Annotated in this window: 18 protein-coding genes and 1 tRNA gene; 11 read left to right on the top strand and 8 right to left on the bottom strand. The window is 50.4% G+C overall.

Annotated elements, in window-relative coordinates:
• The 5 genes from HYT77_08790 (at position 1) to HYT77_08770 (ending at position 5,321) form a co-directional block, all read left to right on the top strand.
• The gene (locus HYT77_08790) at positions 1–843 is read left to right on the top strand and encodes a thiazole synthase (GenBank protein MBI2068090.1); all 843 of its coding nucleotides are present in this window, start codon (positions 1–3) and stop codon (positions 841–843) included.
• Positions 840–1,796, top strand: coding sequence for a 2-iminoacetate synthase ThiH (gene thiH / locus HYT77_08785; protein MBI2068089.1), 957 nt, complete (start codon positions 840–842; stop codon positions 1,794–1,796). The genes HYT77_08790 and thiH overlap by 4 nt, the downstream gene beginning before the upstream one ends.
• A 140-nt stretch (positions 1,797–1,936) precedes the next feature.
• A complete protein-coding gene (thiC, locus tag HYT77_08780; protein ID MBI2068088.1) occupies positions 1,937–3,259 on the top strand; it encodes a phosphomethylpyrimidine synthase ThiC in 1,323 nt (440 codons plus the stop codon).
• Positions 3,256–4,257 (top strand): NAD-dependent epimerase/dehydratase family protein, encoded by a 1,002-nt coding sequence (locus HYT77_08775; GenBank protein ID MBI2068087.1) that lies wholly within the window; start codon positions 3,256–3,258, stop codon positions 4,255–4,257. The genes thiC and HYT77_08775 overlap by 4 nt, the downstream gene beginning before the upstream one ends.
• Complete coding sequence (locus tag HYT77_08770; GenBank protein MBI2068086.1) at positions 4,254–5,321, top strand: acyltransferase family protein; 1,068 nt, start codon at positions 4,254–4,256, stop codon at positions 5,319–5,321. Before HYT77_08775 ends, HYT77_08770 begins: the two co-directional genes overlap by 4 nt.
• A 10-nt stretch (positions 5,322–5,331) precedes the next feature.
• On the opposite strand, the gene HYT77_08765 is transcribed toward HYT77_08770, so the two are convergent.
• Positions 5,332–6,090: a hypothetical protein gene (locus HYT77_08765; protein MBI2068085.1), complete on the bottom strand. Its 759-nt coding sequence runs from the start codon at positions 6,088–6,090 to the stop codon at positions 5,332–5,334.
• A gap of 300 nt (positions 6,091–6,390) precedes the next feature.
• Here HYT77_08765 and HYT77_08760 point away from each other — a divergent pair, with 300 nt between their 5' ends.
• Both HYT77_08760 and HYT77_08755 read left to right on the top strand, forming a co-directional pair.
• Positions 6,391–7,257, top strand: coding sequence for a TIGR02147 family protein (locus HYT77_08760; GenBank protein MBI2068084.1), 867 nt, complete (start codon positions 6,391–6,393; stop codon positions 7,255–7,257).
• Positions 7,257–8,021 (top strand): hypothetical protein, encoded by a 765-nt coding sequence (locus tag HYT77_08755; protein ID MBI2068083.1) that lies wholly within the window; start codon positions 7,257–7,259, stop codon positions 8,019–8,021. The genes HYT77_08760 and HYT77_08755 overlap by 1 nt, the downstream gene beginning before the upstream one ends.
• Here the strand turns inward: HYT77_08755 and HYT77_08750 are convergent.
• From HYT77_08750 to HYT77_08730, 5 genes are all read right to left on the bottom strand, one after another.
• Positions 8,018–9,361, bottom strand: coding sequence for a glucose-6-phosphate isomerase (locus HYT77_08750; protein MBI2068082.1), 1,344 nt, complete (start codon positions 9,359–9,361; stop codon positions 8,018–8,020). The two genes, HYT77_08755 and HYT77_08750, sit on opposite strands and share 4 nt — an antisense overlap.
• Before the next feature lie 35 nt (positions 9,362–9,396).
• The gene (locus tag HYT77_08745) at positions 9,397–9,897 is read right to left on the bottom strand and encodes a hypothetical protein (GenBank protein MBI2068081.1); all 501 of its coding nucleotides are present in this window, start codon (positions 9,895–9,897) and stop codon (positions 9,397–9,399) included.
• A tRNA-Leu gene (locus HYT77_08740) sits at positions 9,857–9,940 on the bottom strand. The genes HYT77_08745 and HYT77_08740 overlap by 41 nt, the downstream gene beginning before the upstream one ends.
• A 156-nt stretch (positions 9,941–10,096) precedes the next feature.
• Complete coding sequence (locus HYT77_08735; GenBank protein ID MBI2068080.1) at positions 10,097–11,065, bottom strand: radical SAM protein; 969 nt, start codon at positions 11,063–11,065, stop codon at positions 10,097–10,099.
• A gap of 1 nt (position 11,066) precedes the next feature.
• The gene (locus HYT77_08730) at positions 11,067–12,494 is read right to left on the bottom strand and encodes an NTP transferase domain-containing protein (protein ID MBI2068079.1); all 1,428 of its coding nucleotides are present in this window, start codon (positions 12,492–12,494) and stop codon (positions 11,067–11,069) included.
• Between the two features lie 94 nt (positions 12,495–12,588).
• Here HYT77_08730 and HYT77_08725 point away from each other — a divergent pair, with 94 nt between their 5' ends.
• From HYT77_08725 to HYT77_08715, 3 genes are read left to right on the top strand one after another with little or no spacing between them, the layout of a single operon-like run.
• Positions 12,589–13,593, top strand: a complete 1,005-nt coding sequence (locus HYT77_08725) for a flippase-like domain-containing protein (GenBank protein MBI2068078.1) — start codon at positions 12,589–12,591, stop codon at positions 13,591–13,593.
• Positions 13,562–14,128, top strand: a complete 567-nt coding sequence (locus HYT77_08720; protein ID MBI2068077.1) for a DUF1802 family protein — start codon at positions 13,562–13,564, stop codon at positions 14,126–14,128. Before HYT77_08725 ends, HYT77_08720 begins: the two co-directional genes overlap by 32 nt.
• Before the next feature lie 24 nt (positions 14,129–14,152).
• Entirely contained in the window at positions 14,153–14,557 is a 405-nt protein-coding gene (locus HYT77_08715) for a hypothetical protein (GenBank protein MBI2068076.1), read from the top strand.
• A 13-nt stretch (positions 14,558–14,570) separates the two neighbouring features.
• On the opposite strand, the gene HYT77_08710 is transcribed toward HYT77_08715, so the two are convergent.
• Entirely contained in the window at positions 14,571–15,281 is a 711-nt protein-coding gene (locus HYT77_08710) for a carboxypeptidase regulatory-like domain-containing protein (protein ID MBI2068075.1), read from the bottom strand.
• A 200-nt stretch (positions 15,282–15,481) separates the two neighbouring features.
• Between HYT77_08710 and HYT77_08705 the strand changes: the two genes are divergently transcribed.
• On the top strand, positions 15,482–15,901 hold the full coding sequence (locus HYT77_08705; GenBank protein MBI2068074.1) for a hypothetical protein: 420 nt from the start codon (positions 15,482–15,484) through the stop codon (positions 15,899–15,901).
• On the opposite strand, the gene HYT77_08700 is transcribed toward HYT77_08705, so the two are convergent.
• Positions 15,898–19,278, bottom strand: coding sequence for a S8/S53 family peptidase (locus HYT77_08700; GenBank protein MBI2068073.1), 3,381 nt, complete (start codon positions 19,276–19,278; stop codon positions 15,898–15,900). The two genes, HYT77_08705 and HYT77_08700, sit on opposite strands and share 4 nt — an antisense overlap.
• Positions 19,279–19,320: the final 42 nt, after the last annotated feature.

Genomic DNA, 19,320 nt, shown 5'->3' with positions numbered 1-19,320 from the left:
ATGGATAAACTAACCATATTTAATAAACAATTCAGATCCCGTCTCCTGGTTGGGACCGGAAAGTTTCCTTCGGGTCCTGTCATGAGAGAGAGTCTCGAGGCGTCCGAAACAGAGATTGTTACCGTAGCGCTCCGTCGGGTCAACTTGGCGAGACCCGAACAGGATATATTAAGCTTCATCGACCGAAATCGTTTCACGCTTCTTCCGAATACCTCCGGCGCCCGAAATGCCAAAGAGGCGATCCTGCTCGCCCACCTCGCCCGAGAGGCAGGGCTCGGAAACTGGTTGAAGCTGGAGGTGATTCCGGATCCTCGGTACCTTTTGCCGGATCCGATTGAAACATGGGAGGCGGCCAAGACGTTAACCAAAGAGGGGTTCACCGTGTTACCGTACATTCAGGCCGATCCGGTTCTCGCCAGGAAATTGACAGAGGCCGGTTGTGCCACAGTGATGCCACTCGCCGCACCAATCGGCTCAGGGAGAGGACTGAGAATGAAAGAAACGATAAGAATCATCATTGAACAATCAACCGTTCCGGTCATTGTCGATGCCGGAATCGGCTCTCCTTCAGACGCCTGCGAAGCGATGGAGATGGGCGCCGACGCCGTCTTGGTTAATACAGCGATCGCTGTCGCAGAGAATCCGGTAAAAATGGCCGAGGCGTTTCGTCTCGCTGTTGAAGCGGGACGAAAAGGATTTTTGGCGGGAATTATGGGGGAGCAGACAGGGGCAGAGGCATCGAGTCCCTATGATAATATCCCAGACCTTTTATCTCCCCCTCTTAAGATAAGAGGGGGAAGTCCTGAGCGAGCGGGGCGAGCCAAAGGACGGGGAGAGTTATGATCGTTCGAGATCTGACAGACGAGGCTCGCCGGCTTACTCTCTTGCGTTTCGGCCGGACCATCCAACTCTATGCCCCCCTCTACCTCTCCAACGAATGTATCGACATCTGCAAGTATTGTGGTTTTAGCCTGGAGAATAAAATTACCCGTAAAACCCTCTCCGTCGAGGAGGTGTTATCAGAGGCAAACTACCTGACCAGCCAAGGCTTTAAACACCTCCTGCTCGTCTCCGGCGAGCATCCACGCCTGGTTTCACCGGGCTATCTCAAGGAGATTGCAACAAAACTTAAACCCCGTCTGGCATCCCTCTCGATCGAGGTGGCCCCTTTTCGGGAGGAGGAGTATCGAGAGCTCATCTCTGCCGGTGTCGATGGGGTCGTGATCTACCAGGAGACCTACAATCAAAAGCGATATGAAGAGGTTCATTTAGCCGGCCCCAAGAAAAATTATAGTCGCCGTCTCGAGGCCCCGGAAGCAGCAGCCCGGGCCGGTATGCGTCGGATCGGTATGGGAATACTGGTCGGCCTTTCCGAATGGAAGGACGATTTGGAAGCGTTGATACAGCATGTCCGTTGCATGAAGAAAAAATTCTGGCAGACAGAATTTACGGTGAGCCTCCCTCGCCTCCGCCCCTGCGCCGGAAACTATGAGATTTCCTCTCCTGTCTCTGATGAACAGTTTCTGAAGATGATCTGTGCTCTCCGGATCGCCCTGCCGGATGTTGGTATTCTCCTTTCAACGCGAGAATCGCCTCAATTGCGTGATCGGTTGATCGGGGTCGGGGTAACGCAGATGAGTGCCGGCTCCAGAACGGAACCGGGAGGTTATTTAAAACCCGAAGAGTCAGAAGGACAGTTTGAGATTGAAGACATGCGAACACCGGCTGAGGTTGCCGCCGCCATTATGGCACACGGTTACGAGCCGGTCTGGAAGGATTGGGAGAATATTTTATGAAACCCTCACCCCCACTCTTACTTCCAGATAACCCATCCCCTCTCCCGTCAGAGGGAGAGGGTGCACTATGGCCCTCTCCACCTGGGGGAGAGGGAAGAGACTTAGGTTAATATTTTGATGGGTGAGGGCAAGGAGAAAAAATGAAAGAGAATCGAACCCAAATGCACGCGGCCCGTCGCGGAATCATCACAAAAGAGATGGAGTTCGTTGCCAAACGTGAATTGCTCCCCCCCGAACTGATTCGCAGTGAGGTTGCGAGGGGGCGAATGATTATCCCGGCCAATATCCACCATACGAACCTGGAGCCGATGGCGATCGGCATCGCCACCCGATGTAAGATCAACGCCAATATCGGTAACTCAGCCGTCTCCTCCTGCATTGAGGAAGAGGTCGCGAAACTCAAGCTGGCGATCCAATACGGTGCCGATACCGTCATGGATCTCTCGACGGGGAAAAATATCGATGGGACACGGGAGGCGATCATTGACGCCTCTCCGGTACCGATTGGAACGGTTCCGATTTACCAAATGCTGGAACAGGTGAAATCCGTTGAAGAGTTAACCCCATCCATGATGCTGGATCTGATCGAACATCAGGCAAGTCAAGGGGTCGATTACATGACCATCCATGCCGGAATGCTTCTTGATTTTCTTCCACTGGTTGCCGGTCGACTCACCGGGATTGTCTCTCGAGGTGGCTCTCTGATCGCCCAATGGATGGTCCATCATAGAAAACAGAACCCTCTCTACACCCATTTTGATTTCCTCTGTGAAATCTTCAAGGCGCATGATGTCTCATTCTCCTTAGGCGACAGCCTCCGTCCCGGTTGCCTGCACGACGCCAGTGACAAGGCACAACTCTCCGAACTCAAGGTTTTGGGAGAGTTGACCAAGAAGGCCTGGGAGCACGATGTCCAGGTGATGGTCGAAGGGCCCGGCCATGTCCCGATGGATCAGATCGATTACAATATGAAACTCGAGCAGGAACTCTGCCACGAGGCACCGTTCTATGTTCTAGGGCCTCTGGTGACCGATATTGCACCTGGTTACGATCATATCACCTCAGCCATCGGGGCGGCCTTGGCCGGTTGGTCCGGTGCCTCGATGCTTTGTTATGTCACTCCAAAAGAGCATCTTGGTTTGCCGAACGTGGAGGACGTCCGACAAGGGGTCATTGCCTACAAAATTGCCGCCCATGCGGCGGATGTTGCACGTCACCGAAAAGGGGCCCGTGACCGTGATGACGCCCTCTCGCGCGCTCGATACCGCTTTGACTGGAACGAGCAGTTTCGTCTCTCACTCGATCCGGAGCGTGCCAGGGAATACCACGACGAAACGCTTCCGGCCGAACACTTCAAATCGGCCGAATTCTGCTCCATGTGTGGTCCCAAATTTTGTTCTATGCATATTACACAGAAAATTGAAAAAGGGATCGAAGACTTGAAGCAAAGAGAGGTCGCATGAGTCAAAAGAACAAAAGGTCATTGGAGACCATCGTCTTAACCGGCACCGCCGGCTTTTTGGGAAGCTCCCTCTTAAGGAATCTTGAGAATGATCCCCATTTTCCCAATCTGATCGCCCTCGACACGAAGAAGCCTCCTTTTGAACTTAAAAAGACAAAATTTTTCCGGATCGATCTCACAGAAACGCTGGCCGATTCCAAACTGGTCGAGCTTTTGAAGGACCAGAAGGTTGATACCTTTATTCACATGGCGTTTCCGGTCTCCCCTCCTCATAACCTGGAGTGGGCGCATGATCTCGTCTCGGTTGGGACGATGTATGTCTTGAATTGTTGTGCCGCCCTCAAGGTGAGGAAGCTCATCATGGCCTCTACAACGGAGGTCTATGGGGCCCATCCGTCCAATCCCAATTTTCTGCCGGAGGATCACCGGCGACGCGGAGGAGAGAGGAGCCGCTTTTTGAGGGACAAGATCGATGCGGAGGACCAGTTTTTCAAATATGCAAAAAAACACCCGGGGGCGATCGTCACGATCCTTCGCCCCTGCACGGTGATGGGGCCGAACGTCCGAAATTATAAAACCTCTTTTCTCCAGAGGCCGGTCCTGTATACACCGATGGGATACGACCCCCTTTTCCAGTTTGTCCATGAAGAGGATGTCGTGCGGGCGTTCAGGCTGGCGATCGAAAAGGATTGTCCGGGTACCTACAATATTGTCGGTGAAGGGGTGATGCCGATCTCGCGTGTCCGCAAACTGGCCGGAAAAATCTCCGTTCCCGTCCCCTCCCCCGTTCTTTACCCTGTGGTGCAGGCACTCTGGTACGCCGGAATTTTGAACGCCCCCTCCTCGCGTCTTAATTTTTTGAAATACCTGTCGGTGGCTGATGGAGAGAGGGCCAAATTGATCGGCTTCCGCCCAAAATATTCCAGTCGTGACGCACTCCTTGACTTTCTGGGGGCGGAGCGCTTGAAGAAGGTTCACCTCATGGAGGAGACAAAATGACCAAACCTCATAAAATTTCTTACCTTAAGCTTCTCCAGGGAGCGGGTGACAGCCCTAAAACCGAAAATTGGAAGGAGCTCGCAATGAAGCTTTCACGGCGTCTCGAAAAGGTAGAAAGGGAGATGAAAAGCCTTCTCAATAAGACCGGCAAGGAACCTTCTTCTCGTCCGGAGAAGAAGCCCGCCTCGATCTCCCTCATGGAAACCCTTCTCTCCGGCCACCAGCTGGAGGGGGCCCTTAGTTCGCTCAAATCTCTCTGGTGGGGAGAATCAAAGGTGGAGGAGAGTGAAGTCGATGAGTTCGGCATGGACCCCTCCTTCGGGCGACGGGTCAAACCGCTCTTCGACCTCCTCTATTATGATTATTGGCGCGTCCGCGTGCAGGGGATACAGAACGTCCCCGCGGATGGGCGGGCACTTATTGTGGCCAATCACTCCGGAACACTCCCCTACGACGGGGCGATGATCCGGCTCGCCGTTGAAAATGATCATCCCTCACGACGTGATGTCCGTTTTCTCGTAGAAGATTTTGTCTACCACTTTCCATTTCTCGGTACCTTTATGTACCGCATCGGTGGGGTTCGCGCCTGTCCGGAGAATGCCGAGCGCTTACTCAAGAAGGGGCACCTCGTCGTCGTCTTCCCGGAGGGGGTAAAGGGGATTGGGAAACATTACAAAAACCGCTATCGGCTCCAGAGGTTTGGGCGCGGCGGTTTCGTCAAGCTGGCCCTTACGACCGGTTCCCCAATTATCCCCGTTTCTGTTATCGGCGCCGAAGAGATCCATCCGATCCTTTACAAGTCGACCGTACTGGCCAAACCGTTGGGGATCCCCTATTTACCGGTAACCCCTACCCTCCCGCTCCTCGGTCCGCTGGGGCTCATCCCTTTCCCCTCCAAATGGACGATCAGTTTCGGAAAGCCTATTGAGCTCCACAAGCAATACCCGTCTGAAGCGGCAGAAGACCAGCTCCTCGTCAACCGTCTCTCCGAAGAGGTTCGTGGGACGATCCAGGAGATGGTGATGGACGGATTGAAACAACGCCGCTCCCCCTGGTTTGGTTAAAAGATTTTTCTCAGTTTGGTGAAATGGGTGGAACCGGAACAATCTCACTCATATCACTAATCTCACGGGCTCCATCTGCCAACCTGTAGGTCCGCGCAAAAACATCCGGTGGTATTGCTTGGACTGCATCTGCTGAGGACCGAAAGAGCAGAACTCCACCCCGTTTAAATATCTGAGACGTTGCCACCGGACCGGCAAATGCAAATGGTTGCGCGAAGTAGATAGCCAAAGAAACATCATGCGAACCCCTCATATGACCAAACGTCTCACCAAAGGCGGTAAAAACATTTAAACCGTCAACCGGCACCATGTGAGATTGGACATACTTCCTGGTAGACCCATAGAGATCCCTGACATTGGCTGCCCGTAAAAAATTAAGGAGCCCCACTAGATTGGGGGTTTCAGGACTAAGAGCAGAACTACCAATAAGCTCTCTATACGTGCCACGAAGACGGTTCGCCGTCAGTTTGTCAATCCCGTTCATTATAATAACAGCAGTTCCATCCCCTCTTGCCGCCTGCCAGGCCTGCTTCTCATTATTAAAAAAGACGACTCCTAATCTGCCAACCGGCCTCCCTCTGCAATCAACAATCGCCTGACCTATTTTCTCTCCGGCAGGATAGACCAACCGTTCTCCTCCACCGACGATCCTTCCAACCGGCACAACAAACTCTTGAGTTGCACTGATGACCCTTGTTCCTCTACCCGCTCTTAACATGGCAATAGCCGCCTCTACGACAGCGGATGCCGCTGGATGGATGCCTCTCATAATTCCTCCTCTTCCTTGAATTTGATCTTTAAGATCCGAACCACTCGGATCATTTTTCATTTCAGGTCTCGATGAAGAACTATTAATGTCGCTTAAAAATGACCCGTTTTTGAGAAATCTGTACCTACCTGGCGTACACTTAAACACTATTTTGAGTAGAATATTTTTGAAGGGCTTTTTATAAAAGTTATTTAAAATCAATTGATTACAATCAATTTGACTTGATCCCGAAAGTCAAATTCCCGGCGATTGTTTTTTAACGAAACCTATGGGTACGGAATACGATAATAAACACGCGTTATGGATTCCTTAGAACCAACACAAGGGCCTGAAACCCCTTCCCTGATAGGATACACCGATTATCGACAGTTTCTGGCCGATTTTTATCTTAAACGAAAAAAGGAGAATCCCCGATTTTCCCACCGAGTTTTCTCACGAAAGGCCGGGTTCACCTCGCCCAGTTATCTGCTCGATCTGATCCGGAGAAAGAAAAACATCGCCGATAAATCGATAGACGGTATCTGTCGGGCATTGGGACTCACAACCAAAGAACGATTCTACTTTGAAAACCTTGTTCGGTTCAATCAGTCAAAGGATATGGAGACGAAACAGCATTACTATGAACAACTGCTCCCGATCCTTAAAAAGGAGAACGGGCTCCGGATCCAGAGTTGTCAGTACGAATATTTCTCCCACTGGTACTTGCCGGTCATTCGTGAGCTCATCGGGACGTCTCATTTTAAAGAGGACCACGCCTGGATCATCCGTAAGTTGGGGAAGCAATTAACCCCGGCTGAGATCAAACGGGGGATCCAACTCCTCTTTGAATTAAAGCTCGTCGAGAGAGACCCCGATGGACGATTGAGCGTGACGAGTAAAAATGTGGAAACCTCTCCAGAGGTCGAGGAGGTTTGTATGACCCATTTTCATCGACAGATGCTCGATCGTGCCAAGGAATCTCTCTCAAAAAACCATGGTACCGACCGCGAGGTTTCATGCATCACAGCGGCCCTCTCACCGGAAAAATTCCGCCAAATGAAGCAGGAGATACAGGAATTTCAGAACCGACTCATGCAGAATCTTGAGGGGGAGGATCCTTTAGCAACAACCGTCTATCAATTTAACTTTCAGCTCTTTCCGTTGACGGTAGTCTCAGGAGGAAAATAATGAATACACCGTTTCCCTTATTGGTTACCCTGTTATTCTCCTCTGCCTTGATCGCAGGATGCCTCGAAGAATCTGGTGAGATCTCTCTCCTCATCCCAACGACCCAGGAGGCGACACGTGCCGGCAATCCGACAAACACCGCCGGTTCCGAGAGTTCTGATTCGGAAACGGGAGATCAGGCCGAAGAGGAGACGGAAGAGAGCCTCTCCCCCCTGGAGAGACTCATCACTTATCTCCGGGATAATCCGACTTCCGAACGACGGCCCCTTCTGGAACTGGAGGGAGGCTTTTTTGAGACGACCTTTGATGTCGATCAGCAGGACCTCACGGTCTCCTTTTATGACGATTTGACAAGCGATGAACCTTTTCACTCCACGAGCGCCTCTTTCGAGGTTGACCCGGACGGGAATCTCAGAAGCGATCCGGAGGGGTTGAGTCTTCAGGTCTCACTCGATGAAACAACCTCTCTCGAGGTCCGCTTTACTGTGGGGGATGAGCTGAGAGACCGCCTTCGCTTAAGAAGCGCCTTTGAATCAAATCGTAATCTTCTAGACCCATCATCCTATTCCGAGATTACTTTTGACACATCACCGGATGTACCGACGGGAGGAGGCTTTACGAGTTCTCAAACGGGAAGCGGAGACTCATCTATCCCTGGAACAGAGTCCTATGCCGAGGAGCATTCTACACCACTACCAGCTCCAACGACGGGAGGGCTCATTGGTTCTCGAACGGGAAACGGAGGAGACCCCTCTCATCTCTAAATAGTGTAGCGACTGTCCTTCTTGTTCCCCTCCACAACCTGCCTGTATTTACGGTACTCCGGTTCACCCAGAAAACCCCGGATGTAATTCTTGATCAATTCAACGCCTGGCTGATCAAACGGATTGATGTTATAGAGCGTCCCGGCAAAAATGGTCTCAACCTCCGCCAGATAGAGAAGTTGACCGATCGTGTACGGATTCACCGACTTAAGTTCAATCGTCATATTGGGACAACCGACCTGACTCAAAGCGGCCTCGGTCGATCGCCGTTGAATCGTCAGGAGCTGCTGGGTCCCCTTGTTCACCAAAAGGCTGAATTCCGGGATATTTTCGTATGCCTGTGGAATCCGGTAATCAACCGCCGGCTGTTCGACGGCAATGAGCGTTACGGTCTTGTCCTGGCTCCCTTCCAGATAGAGCTGGAGCTGGGAATGTTGATCAATCGACCCTTGCGCCTTGACCGGTGTGGAGCCAGCCCGAACCTCCTCACCCTTCAGTGAAAACCTCTTCCCCAGACTCTCAGCCCAAAGCTGGGCAAACCAATCGGTGTAGGCCCGAAGCCGGTCGTCGTACGGCATGATCACCCTCATCTTCTTACGACGTTTCAGATCCAATAGATAATGAAGGGCCGCCGACATCTCCGCAGGATTCATCCAGACATCCTCCCTCTGGCAACGTTGGTCCATTCGACGCGCCCCGGCCATAATCTCGCGGATCTCAATACCAACACAGGCGGTCGGGATCAGACCGACCGTGGAAAGGATCGAGTAACGTCCCCCCACGCCAGGCGGAACAGACAGTGTCTCAATTTTTTCAGACTCAGCGATCCTCCGAAGGGGGCCTTTTTGAGGATCGGTAATAAACAGCACGCTCTTTTTGTAGGTCTCTTCTCCGACCTTCTCAATCATCCACTTTCTGAAAAAAAGAAAGGCAGCCAGCGTTTCAATCGTCTTTCCCGATTTGCTCACAACGACCAAGAATGTCTTCTTCTCCGACAATCTTTCCGTCATGAGCTTCCAGGTATGAGGGTGGAGATCTTCACAAATCTCGATTCTTGGCGATCGATCGCCCTCCGGTCTAAGTGCCTGAAGCAGAAAGGCAGCCCCCAGAGAAGAACCTCCGGTGCCCAGGAGCAGAACACTCTCAAACTGTTCGCGAATTTTTCGAGCCACCTTGAGAATAAGCTCGACCTGTTCTTCCTGATAAGGGAGGTCGCGGAACGGCAACTGTCCTAATCTTCTTAAATCCGTATGCCCTTGATAGATCTGGCGTAAACCCGGGATCAACTCGTCGATCTCCGAGACCTGGATTCCGCCCGGTCCGACCCGGTCGGCCATCATGTTATTAAAATCTAGGGTGATATCAGAAAAAGAGGTCATTTGGCGCAGATCACAGTATAAGAGGCGACACAACTCTTCTCCGTTGGTTGAACTTCCTCCCTCTCCTGAACCACCGACCGGCAGGTCACCTGGCCGGTCGTCGGATTCACGGTAGCCCTTGAGGAAATAGCCGAGCCGCTGACGTTAGCGAGCGCTGCTGTGAAGACGCACTGTGAGGCAGCAAAACCTTCCGGAATCGTAATGGTCGCTCCATCCGTAATATAGCCGGCCTCTGCCGCAACAGTGGCCCCGGTGTTGGTAACGGCCGATTTGAGGGTGTCGGAAGGGGAAAACTCCTCTTCATCCACCGGTTCATCGAGGGAAGACGAGAGAGCAAACTCCTCTTCAGCCCCCCCGCACGAGGCGATCAGCACGACAAACAAGAGAAAAAAGAACGATTTCCCCATGACAGGGACGGAGTAGAACTTGAAAATTGTCCCGAAGTCAAAGTTTTTGTGCCGCCTCCCGGAGTCGAACCGGGACGGAGTTGCCCCCACCAGATTTTGAGTCTGGCGCGTCTACCAGTTCCGCCAAGGCGGCCTATAGTATTTCAACTTTTAGCGGATACGACTGTACCCGCTAAAAGTTAGAGTATTTCAACTTTTAGCGGATACGACTGTACCCGCTAAAAGTTAGAAATACTTATGGTTTATCAACAAAAATGTACTAACCAAAAGCTGATCAACCATATCTCCATTAATGCTTTATAAACTCCCAAATCCGAGCCGCCGTCAACGGGGTCTCTGTCTCCCCACGACAGGAGAGCCAGCAGACATTGCAGGGGTTCGGCTGCTCTACCTTTTTCGGCTCATAGTCAGACCAATGCATCATGACCGGCATCTCGGAACACCTCTTGATATAACCATCCGGTGTCATCTGGATAAAATTAAGACCGGCCCGGCAGTCGTTCACATAACCATTCTCAAAGTATTCCGGAATCTTTTTCAGATAATACTCGGAGGTCAGGATGTTCCCCTGTTTCCCTCTTAAAACAAGAATTTCCTCAACAACCTCCTTGAGCCTTTGAAGCCCCGCCTCACGAACCTGATACTCCGGCCGGTCGTTCTTCATCGAGCTATAGGAACTAAAAGAGATCTTCGCCCCCCATTCATAGGCCTGCCTCGCAAGAGGGACAATATGATCGATATTCCGATCCATAATCACCGTATTAAAAACGATATTATCGAATCCCTGGCGTGTTAAATGGGGGATGAGATTTTCAAAATGTTTTGTCAAACCGGGCAGGTGGCGTTCTTCATCGTGGGTCGCATCGATATAATTTCTTGAAATAGAGACCTGATCGACACCATGATCCCAGAACTCCTTGAACTTCTTCTCCGTCAGCAGTTGTCCATGGGTAATCAAAGTCAAATAGGTACAATGAGGCCGAACCTGATCGATAATATCGATCAAATCCTTACGTAAAAGAGGCTCTCCGCCGTTCAGGGAGAGGACGATCGGCTTGAACTTCTCCATAACCGGACCATAATCCTTGAGCTGTGGATAGTCCTTGATCTCCCAGCAGGGGCAAAAATCGCATTGCGCGTTGCAGAGCTTCGTCACCTCGAGGTTGATGAGGCGGGGGCCGCCGCCCTTCATCTTGAGATGAAGGTATTTATAAAAACCGTCTATTTTTCTCGCGGTCGAAAGCTGTTTCGATAGCATGCTAATCTTGAGGTTGTAGCGTTGTTCTGGCCCGCGTAAACTCTTTCTTCAAAAAGAGCAGCGTCAGCCACAAGGCGTTGGCCCCAATCGCCCAGAAGACAAGGATCCAGTGTGGTTTGTTGAAGAGACAGAGGATCATAAAAAGAAAAGCGAAGAAATCCCTTTTGACGAGAAATTTGAGAGACATAAAAAGACGGCCGAGGGACGGTTGCTGCCGGTTTTTGATATCACTCGTCAAGTCTTGTTGCACCGTCACAAAACTGCCGGAAGTCGTATACCGTATCAAATAAAAGGCCATCACAAACATCGATAGAACAATCCCGGTCAGTGCCGAGATCCCCACCGAAACTGTGTGAGGGAAAATCCCCTGCCGAAGGCTGGCAATCAAAACACCACCAAAAAAGGCAAGATACGTGAGATTGTCAGAAACGGTATCCATCCATTCCCCGAGTTTTGACTGGGCCATTTTGATCTTTGCCACTTCACCATCACAGCCGTCGTAGATCGAGGCGAACTGGAAGAGGAGCCCCCCGAGTGCGACACTGGGATAATCAGCGCGCGAAATGAGAAAGGAGGAGAGCAGACCAATCAAAAATGATGAAAAGGTGATCTGATTCGGGGTAACGGGGAGCCGAATGAGCATGCGGGAAATCACTCCGGAAATTTTTCGGTTGAGAAGCGACGACACAAATCCATCCGTTGCCGGCTTCCGCGCCGCCTGAAAAAGAATCCTCTCGGCCTCTTTGAGGGCCTCCGGCGTGTCGACATCCTGCCAATACCGGTTGCCAATATCAAAAATCTTTCCCTTCCCTTCAGCCGCCATCGCCTGGACCGCCTCCGAAATACTCCCATTCCCTTCTCTACAACTCTTCTCCACGGCCTTCAGAAAAAGAGGCGAACAATAGAAAAGACCCGTATCAATCGCATCATACGGACCGATCTCCTTGCCAATCACGCGAATCCGGTCTCCCTCCGTCCTCACCTTCGTCGCATCAGTCTCGTCGAAAATCTCTTCCAGACGACGATCAACACCCAACGTCATCTCATCGGGCGCTGGCGGTCGTTTAAGAAGATTCTCCAGAATCTTCCAATCAAAGATATGGTCTGACATGAGGAGAACAAAGTCATCTCTCAAATGATCCTTTGCCTTCAGCAGTGAGAAACCGTTTGCCCTCTCCCATTCAGGATTGACGACAAACTGGAGACGAACCCCCAGTTTTTTCTGCCGACCTTCCAGCCACCGTTGAATTCTTTCTCCTGCCCAGCCAATAACAATCACAAATTCAGAAATCCCGGCCTTCTTGGCAGAGAGAATCACCCTTTCAATAATCGGGAGGCCCGCAACGGAATAAAGCGGCTTAGGTAAACGCCCATTCTCTTTTCGGAGACGATTCCCTTTTCCGGCGGCAATGATAACAGCCTGGACCATATGGAGTCGCGGAACCTACCTCTGCAACGATCCCCGGTCAATCGCTATTTCCCTTTACAATAAGAGAGTTCTCTTGATACCCCAAGTGCAAACCGTGAAATTCCTACGCTTTTTTTTTCTTCTCTTCGCGATCGGACTCGCCACTTCTATCATTTATGTCTTGGGGCCTTCAAAAATTCTCCAGAATATCAGGTTGGTTGGCTGGAATTTAGGATGGGTCTTTCTGATAGGGTTCCCACGCTATATTCTCTACACGATCGCCTGGAGAATGTTTCTGCCACCAAACAGCTATTCCCTGGGCAAATTATTTCAGATCAAGGTAGCCGGCGAACTGATCACCCGATCGACCCCTGTCCACTTTTTGGGCGGAGACACGGCCCGAATCCTTCTCATGGGGAAAAGGCTCTCAAGGACCGATCAGGCTGGATCCGTCATCATCGACCGGACCGTCATGACCTTTGGTGGGGGGATTATCGTTCTTTTGGGACTCATGCTGGCCAGCTTCCGACTCCCCCTTTCTCTTCTGCCCCAATTAACCCTTTGGCTCCTTGTCGGCCTCCTTTTTGCGGGACTCTTTTTTATTATCTCACACCAGAAAAAAACCGCCTTTGAATCATTGCTGAATCTTCTGGGCAGAATCGGTTTTAAAAGATGGATCAAACCAACCTGGGTTGAAAAAACGAAGGAGATCGACACCTCGATACGACGTTATTACGAAAAGGGACATTCCGACTTTTTGAAGGCGGTTGGGATTATCGTTGTCGCCCGCCTGACGGTCGCCCTTGAAATTTTCCTTCTGCTTAAGTTTCTGAACATTCCCTTAGGTTTTCTTGAGGCGATTATCTTCTCCTCCATGTCGCTTCTCATGACCGTTCTTTTTTTTCTGTTTCCTGGTAACCTCGGCATTTTGGAGGGAACTTATGGCGTCCTGTTTCACTGGCTCGGGTTCGATCCTGCCACAGGAGTTTCACTGGAACTTTTGAGAAAACTGAATTCGGGGCTCTGGTATTTTGTCGGGGCAGCGATCGCCCTGACCTTCAAGAGGGAAGCCGTTGTGAGGAAAAGAGATGAAGGAAAAAACCTGCAACAAGCTTCTTAAAGAGTGGGCAATTGTCTGCAAGGCGCTCGGTGAGGGCCGGCAGATCTTTGTTGCACGAAAAGGGGGGATCTCCGAGGAGACAGAAGGATTTGTCGTGGAAAACCGGAGTTTCTTTCTTTTTCCGACGACCCTCCACCAAAACCGGGAAGAGATTAAGCCGGAGTTTTATCTTGATCTTGAGCTCATCGGTTCCGAAGAGTCACAAGGAAAAATTCTCCTTCAATATTTTGCGGAAGTGACGGCTACCGTTGTGTGTCAAGATAAACGTTCCTTGCATCACCTTCTTAAAGAACATATTTGGACAAACTCCTTTCTCGAAAGTCGCTTTGATTATCGAGGGGACGGCCGACTGACCCTCCTTATCCTCCGGGTCTATGAACTTCCTCAAATGATCGAACTGCCGATGAAGACCTCTTATCGGGGCTGCAAATCGTGGGTAACGATCTCTCCCCCTTTAACTGTTCCTCTCGGGCTTAGACCCGTTTTGTCGGACAGTGAATTTTTTCAGCAATCTCTCTCCCTCATCAAACGATAAAAGGGGTGATAGGAGAACAAACCTGTGGCCTTGACCCCGATTCAATCTGATGTCTGCCATTGTATTCCCGTACTCTGCCAAAACATTGACCAGTCGAAATATGGCAATAAAAATGGCATCCCCGAAATGGAAGATCTGCCGCATGATCCCAATGATCCTGAGGCGTTGCAAAGACTCATCGGGAGCTATGGCCTGGAGTGCCTCAATCCGGGACAAGGTTACCAAGACAGAATAAAAAGGCCCGTCACCTTCTCTCTCATTGGAGGTTTCCTGGCAGGGGATGTCGGCTTTACGCTTGGCCTTATCAAGGCAAGAAACGGCCTTGGACTATGGAGAGGTCTCGGGGCTGTTCTCGGAGGAACTCTTGGCGGAGTTCTCCTCGGCAGCACCATTGGATTCTGTCTCGGTGTTTTTACCGACAGTAAATAACTTCGTCTCTTCCCTACTTCACTGCAAACGTAAAATCAGCCGTTGCGGCTCCACCGGCAGCGACCGTCACTTGAGCTGTTTGAGTTCCGTACAGCTCGTGCCAGGCCTCTACGGTGTAGGTTCCAGCGGGAACATTGGCGAGCGAAAATTCACCGGTACCCCCCGTAACGGAAACAAATGGATTTTCACCCACAACGACGTAACCGGTCATCCAGGGATGGACATCACACTTCATCTTGTAGAGACCAGGGGCCAGCTCCTTCTCAATATCCTTCGCCCCCTTCATCTGGGCCTGGTTGAAGCAGGTCTGCGGTCCATTATAACAATGAACGTTGTGGAGAACCGGATCGCTATTCTTGATACTAAGCTTCTGCCCCAACCCCAAGGCAGCAACACGAGGGACATACATGCACTGATTCTGATCCAGAGTCACATTAACAGTTGTAGGGGAGGCGACAGCGCCTACAACAGGTCCCTTGATCCTCACGGCCACATTCTTGAGGGTCCCATTGCCATTGACAACAACCGTCTCATCATTGGAGGGGTTTTTGGCACAGTACGGGTCGGCCTGTTTCTTGAGCGGCTTGACCGCAGGGGGGGTCCCTGTCAGCTTGACTGTCCCCTTGATCGTTCCCGCGGCTCCCTGAGAGTGTAATTCCGGAAGAAGCAAGAGACCTGACACCAAGAGAACCGCAACCAACGTGAGTAACCTTAAAGCCTTCATATTATTCCTCCTTGTTCTGTTTGAATATTTGTTCAATGCCTGCGCCTTGGTAGCAAAGTGAAGAAAAGGTGTCAACTAGCAGGTAACAGGTTAACACGATGAATTTTAAGAAGACTTTTTGGGGAAGCAACTTTTTTGATTCGAAATCGATAACACATGATGTGTCTCTTGGTAAGAATTATTAAAAAGGGGGGTTCTCAATGAGTCGATTCTTAACAGTCTTGGCCGCAGTAGGGGCGTCATTGGCCTGGGCTTGTGGTGGCAGAGCGGCTGAGGAGTCGTGCGCCAAAGGGGATCGGGAGTGTTTAAACAATCAATATTATAACAATTGTGAGGAGATTGAGGCTCGTATCAATGCTGCTAGCCATCGACCGAATTTATCTCAGACATGGGGTGATCAGGTATTTGAGAATCCGCCTGAAGATCTGGAAGAATTGAAAAGAATCGTCGAGAGTGGTCAGTGTACCACCATTACGTATTGGACTTCCCCTGTCGACAACATGCAAAGATGCCAATCAACAATTACTTATCAACTCGATGATCGTACAACTTTGGGAATTCAGATCCTGAATTCTACAGAGACTGAAGCCGAGGCCTGTAATTATATCCCTTATTATTAACCTTTTTGACGTCTCTTATTCCCCATTCTTATCTGATAGGGACAAGGAGAGCTGCCGTCGATCTCAATGAGATATTTTCCTTTTGTGAGCCTGTCGATCTGAAACCCTTTCGTTTCTCGTCGGCCATCCTTTCGTATCTCCATTTTTTCACGGGCGTGTATCGGACTTTTTTGGTTATCGAGGAACCTTGTATTGAGATGACAGGTGGAGTCAGTCATGACCTCGAAAATAAAGTCCCTGAGTTCATTCTGAAGACTGATGACAAAATAATCCGGTAGTGGATCAGGGCAGGCTGTGTTTGCACATTTGTCAAGAATTTTAGGATATTGAAACGAGAACCACTTTTCGGAGTTACCCCCCGTGAGGTCAAAATCCTTAAAGAGAGCCAGCAGGCGGCTAATATCGAGCAGGAGCTCCAAAGGGGGAAGTGGATTTCGGTGTTCTACAGGATAGATTCCCCATCCTCGATACTTCAATGTGAGATTGTAAAAATTTCTTGGTTCTGCTGTACCTGTTGAGGTCACTTTTATTCCGATACGGCCTGATGGAACCTTTTGACGAGGACATGTGAGTACAGGCGGTCCAGTGAGGGTGATATCTGTTCCTTCCTCTCTGGTATCATAACCGGGGAGTCCAAAATCGATCGGTGGAATCGATTCGAGTTCGAGCGGGGCCCATGTGTCGCCGTTGAAAAGCTCGATATGAATACTTTCAGGCCAATCATGATCCAAGTAATGGTAAGGTTCTGCATAGACCTGGAGATATCCTGGTGAATAGTTGAGGTCCATATCGCGACCCCTAAGACCTTCTATTTCCGCTTCCATCGATGTAAGGGCATCGTCTGAAAGACAGTCGGTTCCAAGTATCCCAAATTGACCTGTTGGTACCTCTGAGGGGAGTTCGAGAATGAAATAATCAATGTCGAGATCCTCAGGGTCGGCAGGATACGGACTCGTGCCTCCGGCGGCCCGATCGAAATTCAGATCCATGACCCTTGCCCCGAAGGGACTGATCAGATCCTCTCGTGTGATTTCACCTCCGGAATCAATACCGAGTCTTGCGGCATCTTCCCGTCGGTCATTTCGAGCCTCTCCCGTGGGAGATTGATCATCATAACGATCGGGTGAAACGGCGCCGTTACTCCGAATGAATCGAAGACGATAATTACCGAAGGTATCGTCAAGTCCCTTTATCTTCACGTCATATCTTTGGCGAGGAGGGACCAAAGAGGCATCATAAGACCCACCCGGATAAGGGGTGACCGAGAAAAAAGGTTCGCCGAGCAAGTAACCATCTGTATAAAGGTGGGCATAAAATGGTCCATTGATCTCGTGATTTCCCGCTAGCAATTCAATGCGAAGCGATGAATAGGTGTCAGGAAAGGTAAAGGTGTAAAAATCCTCATCCCCTCCAGGGATGATCGATCCTAATGCTGACGATTCTGGGGCGAGTCCGATACTGGTTGCAATCGATTCTTCAGGGGTGTCATTTCCGTCATCGGGAAGTGTCAGCCCTTGAAGCTCCATCACATGCTGGATCGCCTTGTAGGGATTGACATAACCGGGCGTGACGAGAGGATCGTCGCTCGGTGTCGCTGTATCTCTCAGAATCATTCTTGCCTCATCCGCTGTCAGTGAGGGTTTCAATGCCTTCATCATCGCAATGACACCAGTGATATAAGGAGTTGCATGAGAAGTTGCACTTCCACTACTGACATTGATTGGTCTTGCCTCAATCTCTTCGGGAGTGGAACAGGGATAATCCGTATCACATTTTGGTGCATTAAGAGTTTTTAGGGGGACAGGGGCCCAGATGTCGACGTTCCCTCCCCAATTGGAACCAGCTCTATCACAATCAGTCAATGTCGCTGGCCCTTCGGGATCGGGAGCCACACATTCGACTCCGACACCACCTCCAGCGGGTAGCTCTACACTGCGAAAGACACCGCGTACGACCCATCGTGCCGTATCTCCGGCACCGACGCAGATGATCCCGTCAACTCCACAGACCGTGCTCGCATGAAGATCAAGACTGACACTCTCATTACCGGCAGCGGCGACGACAATGACTCCCGCGTCGACTGCTGCACCAACCGCCTCCCTTAAAGGGTCTATATTATAGTCAAACGTCTCTGACCCGTCATCAATCATGCCAAAACTCATATTGATAATCTGTGTGCCCCACTCTGGCATCGTGGCACTTAGGACGAGCCAGGCATCTTCGTAGGTTGTGGGTCTGCGAGTAATTAAATTGCCACGCTGCATGAGGATCGGATAGATGACCTGTCCACCGGTCCCGGCAATACCTACGGAGTTGTTGATCCTCGAGGCGGCGACGCTTTCAACATTAAACCCATGCCAACAGATGTCGTTTAGACATGTGGACGAATTTACGGCTGAGATGATCGGTTCGTTTATAACACTGTAATCAACGTTCCACTCAGTACAAACCGGTTCGTGCGAATAATACCAGGGCCCATTATCCCATGTAGAACATTCCGAATCCCAGCCATCCAATGTGAGATCAGTGGAAATGAGATCGGGGACAGCCCTGAATCCCTCATCAATGAAGGCGACCTTGACCATCGTGTCTCGCTCCTCTGTGTTGGGGTTTGCTGTTGCGGCTGATGGTTGCAGGAGATCAATATACTGCCATGCCTTCTGGAGATTAACACCATAAGGGGTGCCAACTCCTGGGAAATCGAAGGCATCAAGGAAAAGGTCATCAACAAGTTCTTCCTCCGTAAAGCTCATGACATCAGGTTGCGCCGCTGAATCAATGATTACATTGGGCGATACTTTTTCTCCTCGTGCCGTTTCCTTCAAGATGAAATGAGTGAGGGCCAATCCTTCTTGATTCAACCGATAGGTCCCATTTGCCGACTTCAATTGAGATTCCATCAGTTTCGCAAATTCTTTTGAATTCGGTCTAGTGAAAGCCGGTATTTTGAGGAGGTAATAACCACTTTTTTTGGGACGAATCTTTGGATTGTTTAATCCTGCTCGTTGAGGGGGGAGAGCCAGTGTCCCGTCATGAAGGATCTTTGCGTTCGTCCTTTTGAGAAAAGTCTTTAAGTGGGCCAGGTCGCGTGGCTTGAAAATAATCTGATCAGGGATGAACCTCTGTGGTTTTTTATTCGGCCCAACCATGATAGCAATCGGTTTTCCTTCCAAAGAGAGTTTTGGGAAATCTTTTTTCAGATTTTCTGTAGACTCGACAGTAATACAGACCTTCTTCCCGCAAGTTGGTTTGATTCCCGCAATATTTTTGATCGGGACCGGTTGTTTGATCACTGGGGAGCCAGCCAATAAAATTAAGGGGAAAAGGGGGAGCAGAATAATCAGCCCAAAGGCAAACCGTTTGAGCATCTCTCTCACAGGGTCTTAGATGATGCATAATCAATGCCAAATTAACAAGGT

The sequence above is a fragment of the Deltaproteobacteria bacterium genome (genome assembly GCA_016180855.1).
GTDB lineage: Bacteria > UBA10199 > UBA10199 > JACPAL01 > JACPAL01 > JACPAL01.
Note: the sequence above shows the minus strand (reverse complement) of the source record. Positions and strands in the feature narration are given on the sequence as shown.

Bases quoted from the DNA above. Each gene is read 5' to 3' on its own strand.
- HYT77_08770 (MBI2068086.1), top strand. From the start codon at position 4,254: ATGACCAAACCTCATAAAATTTCTTACCTTAAGCTTCTCCAGGGAGCG.
- HYT77_08735 (MBI2068080.1), bottom strand. From the start codon at position 11,065: ATGCTATCGAAACAGCTTTCGACCGCGAGAAAAATAGACGGTTTTTAT.
- HYT77_08760 (MBI2068084.1), top strand. From the start codon at position 6,391: ATGGATTCCTTAGAACCAACACAAGGGCCTGAAACCCCTTCCCTGATA.
- HYT77_08775 (MBI2068087.1), top strand. From the start codon at position 3,256: ATGAGTCAAAAGAACAAAAGGTCATTGGAGACCATCGTCTTAACCGGC.
- HYT77_08705 (MBI2068074.1), top strand. From the start codon at position 15,482: ATGAGTCGATTCTTAACAGTCTTGGCCGCAGTAGGGGCGTCATTGGCC.
- HYT77_08730 (MBI2068079.1), bottom strand. From the start codon at position 12,494: ATGGTCCAGGCTGTTATCATTGCCGCCGGAAAAGGGAATCGTCTCCGA.
- HYT77_08790 (MBI2068090.1), top strand. From the start codon at position 1: ATGGATAAACTAACCATATTTAATAAACAATTCAGATCCCGTCTCCTG.
- HYT77_08750 (MBI2068082.1), bottom strand. From the start codon at position 9,361: ATGATGGCCGACCGGGTCGGACCGGGCGGAATCCAGGTCTCGGAGATC.
- HYT77_08710 (MBI2068075.1), bottom strand. From the start codon at position 15,281: ATGAAGGCTTTAAGGTTACTCACGTTGGTTGCGGTTCTCTTGGTGTCA.
- HYT77_08755 (MBI2068083.1), top strand. From the start codon at position 7,257: ATGAATACACCGTTTCCCTTATTGGTTACCCTGTTATTCTCCTCTGCC.
- HYT77_08765 (MBI2068085.1), bottom strand. From the start codon at position 6,090: ATGAGAGGCATCCATCCAGCGGCATCCGCTGTCGTAGAGGCGGCTATT.
- HYT77_08720 (MBI2068077.1), top strand. From the start codon at position 13,562: ATGAAGGAAAAAACCTGCAACAAGCTTCTTAAAGAGTGGGCAATTGTC.
- thiC (MBI2068088.1), top strand. From the start codon at position 1,937: ATGAAAGAGAATCGAACCCAAATGCACGCGGCCCGTCGCGGAATCATC.
- thiH (MBI2068089.1), top strand. From the start codon at position 840: ATGATCGTTCGAGATCTGACAGACGAGGCTCGCCGGCTTACTCTCTTG.